At 69.7% G+C, this 17171-nt stretch carries 14 protein-coding genes and 1 pseudogene; 4 read left to right on the forward strand and 11 right to left on the reverse strand.

Annotation, left to right across the window (positions count from 1 at the left end; translation table 11 throughout):
• Positions 1-79: 79 nt before the first annotated feature.
• The 10 genes from GA0115254_RS35165 to GA0115254_RS35210 form a co-directional block, all read right to left on the reverse strand.
• Positions 80-1084 (reverse strand): sugar phosphate isomerase/epimerase family protein, encoded by a 1005-nt coding sequence (locus GA0115254_RS35165; protein ID WP_093899316.1) that lies wholly within the window; start codon positions 1082-1084, stop codon positions 80-82.
• Between the two features lie 12 nt (positions 1085-1096).
• Positions 1097-2335: a Gfo/Idh/MocA family protein gene (locus tag GA0115254_RS35170; protein ID WP_093899317.1), complete on the reverse strand. Its 1239-nt coding sequence runs from the start codon at positions 2333-2335 to the stop codon at positions 1097-1099.
• Between the two features lie 68 nt (positions 2336-2403).
• Entirely contained in the window at positions 2404-3441 is a 1038-nt protein-coding gene (locus GA0115254_RS35175) for a substrate-binding domain-containing protein (protein ID WP_093899318.1), read from the reverse strand.
• A gap of 100 nt (positions 3442-3541) precedes the next feature.
• Positions 3542-4591, reverse strand: a complete 1050-nt coding sequence (locus GA0115254_RS35180; RefSeq protein ID WP_093899319.1) for an ABC transporter permease — start codon at positions 4589-4591, stop codon at positions 3542-3544.
• Positions 4588-6114 (reverse strand): sugar ABC transporter ATP-binding protein, encoded by a 1527-nt coding sequence (locus GA0115254_RS35185; protein ID WP_093899320.1) that lies wholly within the window; start codon positions 6112-6114, stop codon positions 4588-4590. The genes GA0115254_RS35180 and GA0115254_RS35185 overlap by 4 nt, the downstream gene beginning before the upstream one ends.
• A gap of 141 nt (positions 6115-6255) precedes the next feature.
• Positions 6256-7437 carry an ROK family transcriptional regulator gene (locus tag GA0115254_RS35190; protein WP_093899321.1) on the reverse strand — a complete coding sequence of 394 codons (1182 nt, stop codon included), beginning with the start codon at positions 7435-7437 and terminating at the stop codon, positions 6256-6258.
• Between the two features lie 208 nt (positions 7438-7645).
• A complete protein-coding gene (locus GA0115254_RS35195; RefSeq protein WP_093899322.1) occupies positions 7646-8305 on the reverse strand; it encodes an NUDIX domain-containing protein in 660 nt (219 codons plus the stop codon).
• Positions 8306-8335: 30 nt separating this feature from the next.
• Positions 8336-9121 (reverse strand): DeoR/GlpR family DNA-binding transcription regulator, encoded by a 786-nt coding sequence (locus tag GA0115254_RS35200; RefSeq protein WP_093899323.1) that lies wholly within the window; start codon positions 9119-9121, stop codon positions 8336-8338.
• A 323-nt stretch (positions 9122-9444) separates the two neighbouring features.
• On the reverse strand, positions 9445-10092 hold the full coding sequence (locus GA0115254_RS35205) for a GntR family transcriptional regulator (protein ID WP_256102942.1): 648 nt from the start codon (positions 10090-10092) through the stop codon (positions 9445-9447).
• A 94-nt stretch (positions 10093-10186) separates the two neighbouring features.
• The gene (locus GA0115254_RS35210; protein WP_093899325.1) at positions 10187-11137 is read right to left on the reverse strand and encodes a beta-ketoacyl-ACP synthase III; all 951 of its coding nucleotides are present in this window, start codon (positions 11135-11137) and stop codon (positions 10187-10189) included.
• Between the two features lie 478 nt (positions 11138-11615).
• Here GA0115254_RS35210 and GA0115254_RS35215 point away from each other — a divergent pair.
• Both GA0115254_RS35215 and fdhD read left to right on the forward strand, forming a co-directional pair.
• Positions 11616-11819, forward strand: a pseudogene (locus GA0115254_RS35215) (Fe-S-binding domain-containing protein); the annotation flags it as partial.
• A gap of 5 nt (positions 11820-11824) precedes the next feature.
• A complete protein-coding gene (gene fdhD / locus GA0115254_RS35220; protein WP_093899326.1) occupies positions 11825-12673 on the forward strand; it encodes a formate dehydrogenase accessory sulfurtransferase FdhD in 849 nt (282 codons plus the stop codon).
• Here the strand turns inward: fdhD and GA0115254_RS35225 are convergent.
• A complete protein-coding gene (locus tag GA0115254_RS35225) occupies positions 12664-13797 on the reverse strand; it encodes a bile acid:sodium symporter family protein (RefSeq protein WP_176740415.1) in 1134 nt (377 codons plus the stop codon). The two genes, fdhD and GA0115254_RS35225, sit on opposite strands and share 10 nt — an antisense overlap.
• 118 nt (positions 13798-13915) lie before the next feature.
• Here GA0115254_RS35225 and GA0115254_RS35230 point away from each other — a divergent pair, with 118 nt between their 5' ends.
• Positions 13916-14818 carry a LysR substrate-binding domain-containing protein gene (locus GA0115254_RS35230; protein WP_093899328.1) on the forward strand — a complete coding sequence of 301 codons (903 nt, stop codon included), beginning with the start codon at positions 13916-13918 and terminating at the stop codon, positions 14816-14818.
• A 360-nt stretch (positions 14819-15178) separates the two neighbouring features.
• Positions 15179-16978, forward strand: coding sequence for an AMP-dependent synthetase/ligase (locus GA0115254_RS35235; protein ID WP_093899329.1), 1800 nt, complete (start codon positions 15179-15181; stop codon positions 16976-16978).
• The last annotated feature ends 193 nt before the right edge of the window (positions 16979-17171 follow it).

The raw sequence follows: 17171 nt of genomic DNA on the forward strand, positions 1-17171 counted from the left end.
ACCCTTCGATCGCCGGACGAGCTCGGTTTTCGGCGATCGAGGAGCGGAAGCCCGGGGGCGGCGCCCCGGGAAGGACCCGTCAGTCCCCGCCCCCGAACGCCGCGTCGAACGAGGCCGATGGCGGCTCGAAGTCATACCGCTTCAGCGTGGCAAGCGCTTCCGGTGCGCCCGCCAGACGGTCCATCCCCGCGTCCTCCCACTCGACGGAGATCGGCCCCTCGTACTCGATGGACCGGAGCATCCGGAAGACGTCCTCCCACGGCACATCGCCGTGCCCGGCGGACACGAAGTCCCAGCCGCGCCGCGGGTCGCCCCATGGCAGATGGGAGCCGAGGCGACCATTACGGCCGTCCAGCCGCCTGCGGGCCTCCTTGCAGTCCACGTGGTAGATCCGGTCCCGGAAGTCGTACAGGAAGTTGACCGGGTCGAGGTCCTGCCAGACGAAGTGGCTGGGGTCGAAGTTCAGCCCGAACGCGGCCCGGTGGCCGACGGCCTCCAGGGCGCGGTGCGTGGTCCAGTAGTCGTACGCGATCTCGCTGGGGTGCACCTCATGGGCGAACCGCACGCCCTCCGCGTCGAAGACGTCCAGGATCGGGTTCCAGCGCTCGGCGAAGTCCTCGTAACCCCGCTCGATCATCTGCGGCGGGACCGGCGGGAACATCGCGACCAGGTGCCAGATCGAGGAGCCGGTGAAGCCGATGACGGTGCGTACCCCGAAGGCGGCTGCCGCGCGGGCGGTGTTCTTGATCTCCTCGGCGGCCCTCCGGCGCACCCCTTCGGGTTCACCGTCGCCCCAGATCCGTGCCGGCAGGATCCCCTGATGGCGTTCATCGATCGGGTTGTCGCAGACGGCCTGGCCGACGAGGTGGTTGGAGATCGCCCAGCACTTCAGTCCGTACTTGTCGAGCAGCTGCCGCCGCCCGTCCAGATAGCCGGGGTCGGCGAGAGCCTTGTCGACCTCGAAGTGGTCGCCCCAGCAGGCGAGTTCGAGCCCGTCGTACCCGAAGTCCCGGGCGAGCCGGCAGACCTCCTCCAGCGGCAGGTCGGCCCACTGGCCGGTGAAGAGTGTGAAGGGACGGGGCATGCGCAGGACCTCCTAGAGAACCACGGGGGTGTGTACGGAGTTCTTCTCGGCGCTCTCCTCCACCGCTGCGAGCACCCGCTGCACCTGCAGTCCGTCGGCGAACGACGGTGCGGGAGCCGTCCCTTCGGCGATCGTCCGCACCAGGTCATGGGCCTGGTGGATGAAGGTGTGCTCGTAGCCCAGGGCGTGGCCCGGCGGCCACCACGCCTCCAGGTAGGGGTGTTGGGGTTCGGTGACGAGGATGCGCCGGAACCCTGCCGTGGTGGCGGGTTCGGTGTGGTCGTGGAAGGACAGCTCGTTGAGCCGTTCCAGATCGAAGGCGAGCGAGCCGCGCTCCCCGTTGATCTCCAGCCGCAGCGCGTTCTTCCGGCCGGCCGCCATCCGGGTCGCCTCGAACGAGGCCAGCGCCCCGGAAGCCAGCCGGCCGGTGAACAGGGCCGCGTCGTCGACGGTCACCGCTCCTCGCGCGGCCGAGTCCGCGGCGCCGAAGAGCCCGGCCGACGGACCGGCGAGCAGCGGCCGTTCCGTCACGAACGTCTCACTGACCGCAGACACCCCGACCAGCAGCTCCCCCGCCAGATACTGGGCCAGGTCGACGATGTGCGCCCCCAGGTCACCGAGCGCTCCCGAGCCTGCGTGCTCCCGCTTGAGCCGCCAGGTGAGCGGGGAATCGGGGTCGACGAGCCAGTCCTGGAGATAGGTGGCGCGGACATGCCTCAGGGTGCCGATCCTCCCCTCGGCGATCAGCTGCCGGGCGTAGGCGATCGCGGGCACCTTGCGATAGTTGAAGCCCACCATCGCCACCTGGCCGCGGGCCGCCGCGCGCTGTGCCGCCTCGGTCATGGCCTCGGCCTCGGCGACCGTGTTGGCGAGCGGCTTCTCGCACAGCACGTGCTTGCCCGCCTCCAGGGCGGCGATGGCGATCTCGGCGTGGCTGTCGCCGGGGGTGCAGATGTCGACGAGCTGCACATCGTCCCGGGCGATGAGGGCCCGCCAGTCGGTCTCCGCCGCCGCCCAGCCGTGGCGGGCGGCCGCCGCCTCGACCGCTGCCCGGTCGCGTCCGCAGATCGCGGCGAGAGCCGGTTTCATCGGCAGCTCGAAAACGTGTCCGGCGGTGCGCCACCCCTGCGAGTGGGCGGCGCCCATGAACGCGTATCCGACCATGCCGACGCCGAGCGTCGGCGCACTCGTCATCGGCCGATACGTCGGCGGCGCTGCGGCCTCCTGATCCGTCTCTTCCCTACGGGCCATCCGGGCTTCCTCCTCGTCGGTCGTTCGATGGGTGCGGCAGGAGGGTCAGCACCCTCCTGCGGGGCGGATCAGCTGAAGCCCGTCGGCAGGTACTGGTCGATGTTCTCCTTGGTGACCACGGCCGAGTAGAGGGTGAGACTGGTCGGGATCTCCAGTTCGGCCAGGCCGCCGATGCCCTTGCCCTGTCCGAGGGCGCGGGCCAGGTCGATGGCCGACGCGGCCATCGTCGGCGGGTAGAGAACAGTGGCCTTCAGCACGCTGTTGTCGGCCTTGATGGCGTCCATCGCGGACTTGGCACCGGCGCCGCCGACCATCAGGAACTCGTCGCGGCCCGCCTGCTGGATGGCGCGCAGCGCGCCGACACCCTGGTCGTCGTCGTGGTTCCACAGAGCATCGAACTTCTTCTGCGCCTGCAGGAGTTGGGCCATCTTCGCCTGGCCCGACTCGACGGTGAAGTCGGCGGCCTGACGGGCCACCAGTTTGACGTTGGGGTAGTTCTTCAGCGCGTCGGCGAAGCCCTGGCTGCGCTGCTTGGTGAGCTCCAGGTTGTCGATGCCGGCCAGCTCGACGACCTTGGCGTTCGCCTTGTCCTTGAGCTGCTCGCCGATGTACGTACCGGCGTTCAGGCCCATGCCGTAGTTGTCGCCGCCGACCCAGCAGCGGTACGCCTGCGGCGAGGCGAAGATCCGGTCCAGGTTGACGACGGGGATACCCGCCTTCATCGCTTCCAGACCCACCTGGGTGAGCGCCTTGCCGTCGGCGGGGAGGATGACGAGGACGTCGACCTTCTTGTTGATGAGGGTCTTGACCTGGCCGATCTGGGCGGCGGTGTCGTTGGAGCCCTCGGTGATCTCCAGCGTCACCTCGGAGTACTTCGCCGCCCGCGACTTGGCGTTCTCGTTGATGGCGTTGAGCCAGCCGTGGTCGGCCTGCGGGCCCGCGAAGCCGATGGTGACGGGCTTGCCGGGCTTGTCGTCGGCGGCGGGCTGATTGCTCTGCGCGGTCTCCGACTTCTTGGGCTCGTTACTGGTGCAGGCGGTGAGGAGCGCGCCCGCGGAGACGGCTGCGGTGCCGAAGAGCAGTCCTCTGCGGCTGGTTTCTGGCATGGCTGTCAAACCCTTCATCCGGTGCGTGACATGTCACATATGGCGTACGGGGCGGTGGGTGGGATGGAGAAGCGGAGCTGCCGGGAGTGCGCCCGGCGGCTCAGGTCTCCCCGTGCGCCGATGTGCGGCGCTGGACCAGGACGGCGGCGACGATGATCGCGCCCTTGGCGATCTGCTGGACATCGCTCTGCAGATTGTTGAGAGCGAAGATGTTGGTGATGGTGGTGAAGACGAGGACACCGAGCACGGAGCCGACGATGGTGCCGCGTCCGCCGCTGAGCAGGGTGCCGCCGATGATCGCGGCGGCGATGGCGTCGAGCTCGTACAGATTGCCGTTGGTGTTCTGTCCCGAGCCGGAGAGGATGATCAGCATGAAGGCGGCGATGCCGCAGCACAGCCCGGAGAGCAGATAGAGATAGAGCCGCTGCCGTCGTACGTCGATACCGGCCAGCCTGGCCGCTTCCGCGTTGCCGCCGACCGCGACCGTGCGCCGTCCGAAGGTCGTGCGGTTCAGCACCAGCCAGCCGATCACGGTCACCGCGGCGAACATCATGACCAGGGGCGGGATACCGAGGACGTACGAGTCGGGCAGGCCCAGGTCGAGGACCGACTTGACGGTGACGATCTGGGTCTTGCCGTCGGTGATCTGGAGGGCGAGCCCGCGGGCCGAGGCGAGCATGGCCAGCGTCGCGATGAACGGCACCATCCGGCCGTACGCGATGAGCACCCCGTTCACCAGCCCGGCGCCGAGTCCGACGATCACGGCGGTGAACAGAATTCCTGCGAAGCCGTACTCCTGGGTGGCGAGCGTGGTCGCCCAGACGGAGGCGAGCGCGACCATCGCACCGACCGACAGATCGATGCCGCCGCTGGTGATGACGAAGGTCATCCCGACGGTGACGACGCCGATGACGGACGACTGGGTCAGGATCAGCTGAAGGTTCCCGGTGTCCAGGAAGGCATCGGGCTCGGTGAATCCGCCGACGGCGACAAGTACGACGAGAACGCCGAGGAGCGAGAGGTTGCGGACGTCCGCGCGCAGGCCGAAGGTGCGCGAGGGTCCGTCCGTCTTACGGGGTTCGGCGACCGGGGCGGGGGCGGCCCCCTTGTCCGGCCCGCCCTGCTGCGCCGAGGAAACGGGCTGCGTCATGACGTCGGGCTCCCTTCCATCACTAGGTCGAGTACGCGGTGCTCGTCGAGCTCCCGGGCGTCCGCCGCATGCACGACGCGGCCCTCGCGGAGCACCAGCACCCGGTCGGCGAGGCCCAGCACTTCGGGCACCTCGCTGGAGACGAGCAGCACGGCGAGGCCTTCGTCGGCCAGCCGGCGGATCACGGCGTAGAGCTCGGCGCGGGCGCCGACGTCGACACCGCGGGTCGGTTCGTCGAGCAGCAGCACCCGGCAGCCGCGCAGCAGCCAGCGGGCCAGGACGGCCTTCTGCTGATTGCCGCCGGAGAGCGTGCGGACGGGGGTGTCCGGGTTGTCGGGGCGCAGGGAGAGCTCGCGGGTTGCGGTGCGGGCCGCTCGGCGCTCGGCCCCCCGGTCGATCCAACCTGCCCTGGAGAAGCGGGACATGGAGGAGACGGAGACATTGCGGGTGACGGATTCGAGCATCAGCAGGGCCTGCGCCTTGCGTTCCTCGGGGGCGAGGCCGATGCCCGCGGCGACGGCCGCGCGGACGCTGCCGGGCCGGAGCTGTCTACCGGCCACGGTGACCCGTCCGGCGCTCGGCTTGCGGGCGCCGTAGACGGTCTCCAGGATCTCGGAGCGCCCAGATCCGACGAGGCCGGCCAGGCCGACGATCTCGCCGGGCCTCAGCTCGAGGTCCAACGGGTCGAATTCGCCCTTCCTGGCCAGTCCTTCGACCTTCAGTACCGGCTCCGCCACTGCCGCTCCCGCGCTGCCCGTGGTGCGCGGCGGGAAGACGTACTCGACATTGCGGCCGGTCATCATGGCAACGATGTCTCGTGTCGGCGTGGACTTGGCGGGCAGCCCCACGGCGACGGCCCGGCCGTCCTTGAGCACGGTCACCCGGTCGCCGATCCTGCGGATCTCCTCCAGGCGGTGCGAGATGTAGACGACGGCGACCCCGTCGGCGGTGAGGGCGGCGACGATACGGAAGAGGTTGTCGACCTCGTCGGGGTCGAGTGCGGCGGACGGCTCGTCCATCACGATGAGCCGTACGTCGTGGGAGAGCGCGCGCGCCATGGAGACGATCTGCTGCTGGGCGGCGGACAGTTCGCCGACCGCCCTGGCCGGGTCGATCTCCGGGTGGCCGAGACGTTTCAGCAGCGCGGCGGCCGCCGTGCGGCCCTCGCGGGTGCGGACGACGAAGCGGGCGGTGGTGGGTTCATGGCCGAGGAAGACGTTCTCGGCCACCGACAGGCCCTCGACCAGGTCGAGTTCCTGGTAGATGGTGGCGATGCCCAGGCGCATCGCGGCGATGGGCGACTTGAGCGCGGCCGGTTCGCCACGCCAGGTGATCTCGCCGCCGTCAGGCTGATGGGCCCCGGCAAGCACCTTGATGAGGGTGGACTTGCCGGCGCCGTTCTGCCCGAGGAGACAGTGGACTTCGCCGGCCTGGACCTCCAGGTCCACGCCGTCGAGGGCGCGTACTCCGGGGAACGACTTGGTGATGCCGGACATGGTGAGCAGGGGTGGTTCCGGTGCCATGACAAATCCCCTCGGCGAGTGGGGTCTCCCCTGCTCGAGCGCAGCGGAGAACTTGGGGAGGGCCGGTGAGTGGGCAGGGCTGTGCCAGGTGCGGTGGTGCGGGTGTTTCCGGACTGTGCCGATGTGCTGCCGGCCCGAGGGTCAGGCCGGTGAGAACAGGTGGTCGCTGATGAGGCGGGCGGCGCCGATCACTCCGGCGGCCGGTCCCAACTCGCCCAGCACGATGGGAAGATTGCCGGTGGCCAGCGGCAGGGACTGCCGGTAGACCTGGGTCCGGACGCTGGCGAGGAGCGTGTGGCCGAGGCCGGTCACACCGCCGCCGATCACCACCAGTCCGGGATTGAAGAAGCTGACGAGTCCCGCGATGACCTGGCCGACCCGGTTGCCGCCTTCGCGGATCAGGTCGAGCGAGGTCGCGTCACCGGCGGCCGCGGCGGCGGCCACATCGGCGGCGGTGAGCTTTCCGGTCGCCTCCAGCCGGCCCGAGAGTTCCGCCGACTGCCCGGCGCGCGCCGCGTCCTCGGCGTCGCGGGCGAGTGCGGCACCGCTGAAGTGGGCTTCCAGGCAACCCCGGTTGCCGCAGGCGCAGGCGCGTCCCTCGGGTTCGACCTGGATGTGGCCGATGTCTCCGGCGCTGCCCGTCGTACCGCGGTGGACCTCGCCGCCGACGACGATGCCGCAGCCGATACCCGTACCGATCTTGACGCAGAGGAAGTCGCCCACGGAGCGCGCGACGCCCGCGTGCTGCTCCCCCATCGCCATCAGGTTCACATCGTTGTCGACCATGACGGGGCAGCCCAGTTCCTGGCTGAGTGCCTCGCGGACCGGGAAGCCGTCCCAGCCGGGCATGATCGGCGGTGCGACCGGTACCCCTTCGGGGAAGCGGACCGGTCCGGGTACGCCGATGCCCGCGCCGTCGTATCCTTCGGCGAGCCCGGAGGCCCGGAGCTTGGCCGCCATGGACAGCACCTGCTCGAAGATGGCGACGGGCCCTTCGCGTACGTCCATGGGGTGGTTGAGATGACCCAGGACCTCCAACTCGGCGTTGGTGACGGCCACATCGACGGATGTGGCACCGATGTCGACGCCGAGGAAGCGCAGTTGCGGGGCGAGCCGGATGTTGTGCGAGCGGCGTCCTCCGCGGGATGCGGCGAGTCCGTCGGCCACGACGAGTCCGGTCTCCAGCAGCCTGTCGACCTCGACGGCGAGCTTGGAGCGGGAGAGATCGACCTGATCCCCCAGCTGTGCCCTTGAGTTGGGCCCGCCGTCGCGCAACAGCCGTAGCAGTCGCGCCTGATGCGCATTCGCGGGTCGTGCCGTCATACGTCTCACGAGCCCCTCCCCGCCACATCGGCCTGTCCGTCGGGCTTTCGAGTGGAACGTAGCAGCGGTTGCCGGGAGTGGGAAGAAGTTGCGCAGGAATCCGCTACAACTTTCTCCACACCGAGGACAAAGCCGTTCGGCCGGGTCATGGTCCGGCCACCGGCGCGGGCGACGATCGGGGTGCGCACAGGGCGGGTCGGGTCGGAAGTCAGCGGTGCCGGAACGGGCCGTCCAGGGCCGCCCACTGGAGCAGCATGATGGTCTTGGCGTCGGCGATGGCCCCGCAGCGGATCATGGAGAGAGCCTCCTCGAAGGCGAGTTCCACGGTCTCAATGTCCTCGCCCTCGGCCGCGACCCCGTGCGCGCCGGCGGTGTCGACCGTCGAACGGTAGGGGGCGGCGAAGAAGTGCAGGCGTTCGGTGACCGAGCCGGGGCTCATGTAGACGTCGAAGACGCGCTCGGGAGTGCCGACGAGGTGTCCGGTCTCCTCGGCCGCCTCCCTGCGGATGGCTTCCTCGGGGCTGTCGCCGTCGAGCAGCCCGGCGGCGGTCTCGATCAGCATCCCGTCGTGGTGCCCGTTGACGTAGGCGGGCAGCCGGAACTGACGGGTCAACAGAACAGTGCGGCGACTGGGGTGGTAGAGCAGAATCGTGGCTCCGTCGCCCCGGTCGTAGGCCTCACGCTGCTCCCGGCTCCAATGGCCGTCGCTGTGCTGATAGTCGAAGGTCGTCCTGCGCAGGACATACCAGTCGCAGGACAGCACCTCCACGTCACCGATGCGCACCCGTGGATTGCCGGTCAGGTCGCGGCCGTGCCGGTCCAGACCGGTGCGTCCGCGGCGGTCGGGGGTGTCCATGCCTGCGGTCATGTCGTGCGCTCCTCGCGGTGGATCCGGTTCTCAGGCCAGGACGGTGCGGACGCCCGCATCGCGCAGGGCGGACAGTGTCAGCGGGCCATTGGGGTGGGTGACGGCGTCCTGGGCCGCGCTGTCGGTGACGAACACGTCCACCGCGCCCACGGCGGCGACCTGGCTGAACGCGCGCACCCCGAGTTTGGTCGCGTCGGCGACGGCGATGGTCCGGTCCGATTGCGCGAGCGCGGCCTGTTTGACGGCCGCGTCGTCCAGCGAGAACTCCGACCAGCCGTACTCGGCGTGCACACCGCCGATGGACAGTACGAAGCAGTCGAAGGCCAGCGCCTCGATGGTGCGCAGGGCGAGCGGGCCGACCAGCGACTGTTCACCGGGGCGGGACCGGCCGCCGATGATCAACAGCTCGATCCCGGGCCGGTCCACCAGGCGGACCGCTGCCTGAAGACTGACCACCGCCACCGTCAGGGGCGCCCGTTCGGCCAGGTGCTCGGCGACGTGCACGGTGGTGGTGCCCGCGTCGAGAAGCACCCGCGATCCCGGCTCCACCATCGCGGCCACGGCCGCACCGAGCCGGTCCTTGGTCGCGGCCTGCCACGGCTCACGGGCGGAGAAGCCCGCGCCCTCCTCCCGTGCACGCGTGGCGACCGCGCCGCCGTGCACCCTGCGCACCAGCCCCTGCCGCTCCAGCGCGTCGAGATCCCGGCGGACGGTCATTTCGGAGACCCCCAGGCGATGGGAGAGCTCCGACACGGAAACCCGGTCGGAGCCCTGCACCAATCGCAGGGTCAGGTCCAGACGATTGGCGACACCCATGACTCATTTCTAACACATCCATGTTCGATTGAACATCGGAGCGTGAGAAGACCGCCCGGGCGGCACCAGGAACCAGGACGTCACCGAACACGCAAAAGGGCCTGGGCTCGAAGCCCAGACCCTTCCCTGACGACGCCGTTCGACCTGTCCGGCCGCGCGCTAGTGCTGTGACCGGAATGGTTTGCCGGAAAGCTCGCGGCGTCCGGTGCGGTGCATCGCAAGGCGGAGCATTGCCCGCGTACTGGATGTACTCGGGTGATGCGACAACGCGGCGAGGTGCCGTGCCGGGCGTCGCGAGCCGGTGAACCTTTCCGGTCGCAGCACTAGCTCTCTTCGCGCTGGCGGTACGTCTTGCGCGTGTGTTCCGTGTGCGCCCGCATGATCTCCGCGGCCCGCTGCTCGTCGCGCGAGGAGATCGCCGCGATGAGCGAGCGGTGCTCGATCCAGGACCGGGTGCCGCGCCGGCGGGCCACCGGGTTGTAGTACCAGCGCACCCGACGGTCCACCTGCCCGGCGAGTTCGGAGAGGACGACATTGCCCGCCAGCTCCATGACCTTGGCGTGGAAGGCCGCGTTGGTGGCGACCGCCAGGTCCACGTCGTCGTCGGCGACGGCCTGCTCACCCTTGGCGCAGAGCTCCTCCAGTGCGGCGATCCCGGCGGTGCCGGAGTTGGCCGCGGCAAGACGGGCGGCCTCGGCCTCCAGGAGGGTACGGACCGAGAGCAGTTGGTCCGCCTCCTCCTCGGTGGGTTCATGGACGAACGCACCCTGGGCGGGCCTCAGATCGATCCAGCCCTCGGTGTTCAGCCGCTGCAACGCCTCTCGCACCGGCTGCCTGGATACTCCGAGATGACCGGCCAGCTCGCTCTCGACCAGATGCTGGCCGGGACGGAGCGCTCGCGTCGTGATGAGCTCGAGCAGCGCCTCGTACACGCGCTCGCGTAGCGGACCGGGCCGCTCCAGCTTCGGCACGGCCCCTTGCGGCAGCCCTGTGGACAACGTCGCGGTCCCCCTCCGGGCGACGAGCAATTGCTTATCGTCCACAGCCTACCGAGCACAACGCCCCTCAGGGACAGCGGATCACCTGACCCGCGTACGAGAGATTCCCGCCGAAGCCGAAAAGCAGCACCGGCCCGCCGGTGTGGACCTCACCGCGCTCCACCAGCTTGGACAGGGCCATCGGGATGGACGCCGCGGACGTATTGCCGGAATCCACGACATCCCGGGCGATGACCGCGTTGACCGCACCGATCTTCCTGGCAACCGGTTCGATGATCCTCAGATTGGCCTGATGCAGTACCACCGCGGCCAGATCCTCGGGGGCGACACCGGCCTTTTCGCAGACCCTGCGGGCGATGGGCGGCAGCTGCGTGGTGGCCCAGCGGTATACGGACTGCCCCTCCTGCGCGAACCGCGGGGGCGTCCCCTCGATCCGTACCGCGTTCCCCATCTCCGGCACCGAGCCCCACAGCACGGGGCCGATCCCGGGCCGGTCGCCGCCGTCCGGGTCCGCGACGACGACCGCCGCACCGGCTCCGTCACCGAGCAGGACACAGGTGCTGCGGTCGGTCCAGTCCGCGATGTCCGCCATCTTGTCGGCGCCGACGACGAGGACGCGCTCGGCCGCGCCCGCCCTGATCGCATGGTCGGCGGTGGCGAGGGCGTGGGTGAAGCCGGAGCAGACGACGTTGATGTCCATCACCGCGGGCGAGCCCATGCCGAGCCGGGCGGCGACCCGGGCCGACATGCTCGGTGAACGGTCGATCGCGGTGGAGGTCGCGACAAGAACCAGATCGACTTCGGCGGGCTGCAGCCCCGCCGCGGCGAGCGCCTTGGCCCCCGCGTGCGCGGCCATCTCGTCCACCGGCTCGTCAGGGCCTCCGACATGGCGGGTCTTGATCCCGACGCGACTGGTGATCCACTCGTCACTGGTATCGACCATGGCCGCCAGATCGTCGTTGGTGAGCACCTTGGCGGGCTGATAGTGGCCGAGCGCCACGACACGTGAGCCGGTCATGTACAAGATCCCCTCGCTACATAGGGCAGGAACCATCCAGTCTTGGTCGCTACCGCCCGGTACAGGGGCACGTGATCCCACAGGATTAGCACCCGGTCGTTGGAGGCTTGGCAACAGCCTCGACCACCCGGAAAGAATACTGTAGACAATATTCTGTCGACTTGACAGCGTCTCCTGTTTCCTCGCCCGGTCCACTCCTCGGTCCGCTCACCGAACGGAGAGCCCCGTGAAAGTCGCAGTTGTCGGCGCCGGTGCCATGGCGCCCATGTCACCTACGTGTTCTCGGGCTCAAGGCCGACTCCTGTGCGACATCGGACGCGTTGGTCCATCCGCTGCCACACGGGACCGCCGCGGTCATCGCCGCGCAGGACGGCATCCCGCGGTGGTACTTCCACGGGCTCACCGGCCCGCATGCCGGACGGCGCGTCAACAGCGTCCACCCGGCGGGCACGGCCGGCACCACCCTGCCGCCCGAACGCGCGCGGCCGGGACCTGGGACGAACGGGCCCGGACGGAGACCACCACCACCTGCGCGTACTGCAATGCCGGCTGCAATGTCACACTCCATGTGCAGGACGATGAGATCGTCAAGGTCACCTCTCCGCACGACAATCCGGTGACTCACGGCAACCTCTGCATCAAGGGCCGGTTCGGCTTCCAACACGTACAGAATCGGGTTTAACCGCTATGGGACGGGTCACCGAGCGCCGCCGCACCATCCGTATCCGGGACGGGGCCGTCGCCACGCGCCCCGACACCCTCGTCGCCGAGGAGCCCCTGGAGATCCGGCTGAACGGCAAGCCGCTCGCCATCACGATGCGCACGCCGGGCGACGACTTCGGGCTGGCGGCGGGCTTCCTGGTGAGCGAGGGCGTGATCGGTGACGGCTCCGAGGTGCAGGGAATCTTCTACTGCGCCGGGGCCACGGCGGACGGCGTCAACACGTACAACGTCGTCGATGTGAAGCTCGCCCCCGGCGTGCCGGTCCCCGACATCACACTCGAACGCAATGTGTACACCACGTCGTCCTGCGGGCTGTGCGGCAAGGCGAGCCTCGACGCGGTGCGCACCACCACCCGGCATCCGATCGCCGACGCTCCCCCGGTCCGGGTCGAGCCCGCCCTGCTCGCCGCCCTCCCCGACCGACTGCGCGCCGCGCAGCGAGTCTTCGACCGGACCGGGGGTCTGCACGCGGCGGCACTGTTCTCCGAGACGGGTGAGCTGCTCGACGTCCGGGAGGACGTCGGCCGGCACAACGCGGTCGACAAGCTCGTCGGCCGGGCTCTGACCGACCACCGGCTGCCGCTGTCCCGGGCGATCCTGCTGGTGTCGGGGCGGGCCTCGTTCGAGCTGGCCCAGAAGGCGGTCATGGCCGGGATCCCGATGCTCGCGGCGGTCTCGGCACCGTCGTCCCTCGCCGTCGATCTGGCCGCCGAGACCGGACTGACCCTGGTCGGCTTTCTGCGGGGTCCTTCCATGAACGTGTACGCGGGTGAGCACCGCATTGCCCTGGAGACGACGGTCGGTCAGGTCTGAGGCGCCTCGCCCGTCCTGCGCGGGTCGGGGATCCGGCCGGCGGGGAGCGCCGCCGCTGGCCGGTCCCACCCCGGGCGGGGCTCCGGGCGCCCCCTCAGCTCACCGTGACGGGCTCCCGTGACATCGCAGTGTTCCCCCTGGTTCTCCTCCTGCGGATCGCGCGAGCGGCGCTTGGCGATCACCGCGCACACCATCAGCTGCATCTGGTGGAAGAGCATGAGCGGCAGTACGGCGAGGGACGCCTGCGCCCCGAACAGGACGCTTGCCATCGGCAGCCCGGAGGCCAGGCTCTTCTTCGAGCCGGCGAACTGGATGGCGATCCGGTCCCCGCGGTCGAAGCCGAGCCGCTTCGCCCCGTACCAGCTCAGCGCGAGCATCAGCGCGAGCAGCACGGCCTCGGCGCCGAGCAGCGCTCCGAGCCTGGCCGGGGTGACCTGGTGCCATATGCCCGCGACCATGCCTTCGCTGAACGCCGTGTAGACGACGAGCAGGATCGAGCCCCGGTCGACATGGCCGAGGACTTTCTTGTGGCGGATGATGAAGCCACCGATCCAGCGGCGCAGCAGTTGACCGGCAACGAACGGCAGCAGCAGCTGGACCCCGATCTTCAGCAGCGCGTCGGCCGAGAATCCGCCGCCGTCGTTGCCCAGCAGTGCGGCGGCGAGCAGCGGCGTGAGGAAGATTCCGGCGATCGAGGAGAAGGAGCCCGCACAGATCGCCGCGGGCACATTGCCGCGGGCGATCGAGGTGAAGGCGATCGACGACTGGATCGTCGAGGGGACGAGGCACAGGAAGAGGAAGCCGCTGTAGAGCTGCGGCGTCAGGATGTACGGCACCAGCCCCTTGCCCGCGAGACCGAGCAGCGGGAATGCCACGAAGGTGCAGACGAGGACGGTGAGATGGAGCCGCCAGTGCTTGAGGCCGTCGAGTGCCTCGGCGGTGGAGAGGCGGGCGCCGTACAGGAAGAAGAGAAGGGCCACGGCTCCGGTCGAGGCGCCGCCCGCCACATCCGCGGCGGTCCCCGATGCGGGCAGTATCGCCGCCAGCACGACCGTGCCGATCAGCGCCAGGATGTACGGGTCGATCGGCAGCCAGGACGGCGGTTTCAGGGTGCGGCGGCTCATGTGCTCCACATGTTCTCTTGGTTCTGGTCGTGCCCTCTTCATCCTGCTCCTGATCACCGCGATCGGGAATCCGGCTTACCGCTCTGACTGTCATCACGGTTCGCGATAGCCTGGCCTCATGTACGAACCCGCGCAGTTGCGCACTTTTCTCGCCGTCGCCCAGACGCTGAGCTTCACCCAGGCGGCCCGCCGGCTGGGTGTGCGGCAGTCCACGGTGAGCCAGCATGTGCGGCGTCTGGAGCATGCGACGGGGCGGCAGCTGTTCGCCCGGGACACGCACCGGGTCGATCTCACCGTGGACGGCGAGGCGATGCTCGGATTCGCCCGGACGATCCTTGAGGCCCATGAGCGTGCCGCGAGCTTCTTCACCGGCACCCGGCTGCGCGGGCGGCTGCGATTCGGGGCCTCCGAGGACTTCGTGCTGACGCGGTTGCCGGAGATCCTGGAGTCGTTCCGCCGCGACCACCCGGAGGTCGAGCTGGAGCTGACGGTGGAGCTCTCCGGGACGCTGCACCAGCGGCTGGCCGCGGGCCGGCTCGATCTGGTGCTCGCCAAGCGGCGCGCCGGCGACACACACGGCGAACTGGTCTGGCAGGACGCGCTGACCTGGATCGGTGCGCCGCAGTTGCGGATCGACCCGGACCGTCCGGTTCCGCTGATCCTCTTCCCGCCGCCGGGCATCACCCGGGCCCGTGCTCTGGAGGTCCTGGAGGAGCACGGCCGGTCCTGGCGGGTCGCGTGTACGAGCACCAGCCTCAGCGGACTGATCGCCGCGGCCCGTGCGGGTCTGGGCGTGATGGCTCACAGCCGGGGGCTGATCCCGCCGGGTCTGGCGCCGGTGCCGGCCAGAGCGGGTCTGCCGGAGCTGGGCGATGTGGATTTCGTCCTGCTGCACGGCCGCCGCCGGGACGGGGCGCAGGAGGCCGCGGACGCACTGGCTGCGGCGATCCTGGCGGGCGGCGACCGGCTGATCCGCGGTGTCGGCACAATCGGTTCGATCAGCGGCCGGGACGGCGCATGACCGCATGCCTGTACGGGGAGCATGGACGTCGGCCGCAGTTCCATGCCCGACCCGGCCGGATCGGGCGTGCGCGGGCCCCTCTGCGGACCGTCTGTGGACCAATACCCTCGTACCCACTCGAAACGGAAGTGACAGCGGCGTACAGATTCGGTGGAGATTCCGGCGCCGGTCTCTTACCCCGCGGTCTCAGCCGCGCCCGAGCCTTGCCCATCTGGCCGGATTTCAGTGGCTGACCAGTGCATATGCCACGTTGTCCGCCGTTACGGGGCCCTCCCGCCACGCCGCCCGGTGGGGTAGCGTCACGGCGCTGTGCGGAGCGCCACGAGGAGCAGGTCATTGCGCGAGTTCACTGTCCCCCCCATGGCGGCCGCGCCCCTCGTGGGCGGGCTGGCCGATGTGGTGTTCGACTACGCCGAGGACGATCCGCACCGGGTCGCGCTCGGCCGAAAAGACGCGAGCGGACGCTGGCAGGATGTCACTGCGGCAACATTCCGCGACGAGGTGCTGGCGCTCGCCAAGGGGCTGATCGCGCACGGCGTCAGATTCGGCGACCGGGTGGCCCTGATGTCGCGTACGCGCTACGAGTGGACGCTCCTCGACTTCGCGCTGTGGACGGTCGGCGCCCAGTCCGTACCGGTCTATCCGACGTCCTCGGCCGAACAGGTCTTCTGGATGCTGCACGACGCCGATGTGTCCGCCATCGTGGTCGAGCACGAGGACCACGCGATGACGGTCGCATCGGTGATCGACCGGCTGCCGCAGCTCAAGCGGCTCTGGCAGCTGGACGCCGACGCGGTGACCGAGCTCGTCGACGCGGGCGCCCGTATCGAGGACGAGGTGGTGCACCGCCACCGGCGCGCGGTGACGCCCGAGTCGGTGGCGACCATCATCTACACCTCGGGCACGACGGGACGCCCCAAGGGCTGCGTGACCACGCATGCCAACTTCATGTTCGAGACGGACACCATGGCCGCCCGCTGGAAGTCGGTCTTCCACTCCAAGCCGGGCGACGAGGCGGCGACCCTGCTCTTCCTGCCCCTGGCGCATGTCTTCGGCCGCATGGTCGAGATCGCGGCGGTCCGCGGACGGGTGAAGCTGGGCCATCAGCCGGAGCTGTCGGCGAAGGCCCTGATGCCGGACCTGGTGTCGTTCCGGCCGACGTTCATCCTGGCGGTGCCGTACATCTTCGAGAAGGTCTTCAACGCTGCCCGGCGCAAGGCCGAGGCGGAGGGCCGGGTCGGACCGTTCGACAGGGCCGTGGACATCGCGGTGAAGTACGCCGAGGCGACGGAGGCGCGGGCGTTCGGGACCGGTCCTGGGCCGTCCGCCGGGCTGCGGATGCAGCACCAGTTCTTCGACAAGGTCGTGTACAAGAAGGTGCGCGAGGCGATGGGCGGCCGGATCCGGCACGCCATGTCCGGCGGTTCGGGGATGGAACGGCGGCTCGGGCTGTTCTTCGAAGGCGCGGGCGTCACGGTGTACGAGGGGTACGGGCTGACCGAGTCGACCGCGGCGGCCACCGCCAATCCGCCGGAACGCACCCGGTACGGCACGGTCGGGCAGCCCATCCCCGGCACCACCGTGCACATCGCCGAGGACGGCGAGGTGTGGGTGCACGGCGGCAATGTTTTCGCGGGCTATCTCGGCAACCCGAAGGCCACCGACGCGGTACTGCGCGACGGCTGGCTGGCCACCGGGGATCTGGGGGCGCTCGACGAGGACGGCTATCTGACGATCACCGGGCGGAAGAAGGAGATCCTGGTGACGTCCGGCGGCAAAAGTGTCTCGCCGGCCGGTCTGGAGGAGCGGGTGCGGGCGCATCCGCTGGTCGCGCAGTGCATCGTGGTCGGCAACGACCGGCCGTACATCGCGGCCCTGGTCACGGTCGACCAGGAGTCGGTGGACCACTGGCTCTCCATGCAGGGCCGGCTGCCCATGAAACCGGGGGATCTGGTGCGGGATCCGGACCTGGAGATGGAGGTCCGGCGCGCGGTGGTGGCCGCCAACACGGCTGTGTCGCAGGCCGAGTCGATCCGTACGTTCCGGATTCTGGCTCATCCGTTCAGCGAGGAGCACGGTCTGCTCACGCCGTCCCTGAAGCTGAAGCGCAAGGCGATCGAGACGGCGTACGCGGCGGAGGTCGACGCGCTGTACCGCTGAGGCACGGCCGTGCCTCAGCGGTCGAGCGCCTGCTGGTGCTGTGACCGGAAAGGTTTGCCGGAAAGCTCGCGGCGTCCGGTGCGGTGCATCGCAAGGCGGAGCATTGCCCGCGTACTGGATGTACTCGGGTGATGCGACAACGCGGCGAGGTGCCGTGCCGGGCGTCGCGAACCGGTGAACCTTTCCGGTCGCG

The sequence above is a fragment of the Streptomyces sp. Ncost-T10-10d genome (assembly GCF_900091955.1).
Lineage (GTDB): Bacteria > Actinomycetota > Actinomycetes > Streptomycetales > Streptomycetaceae > Streptomyces.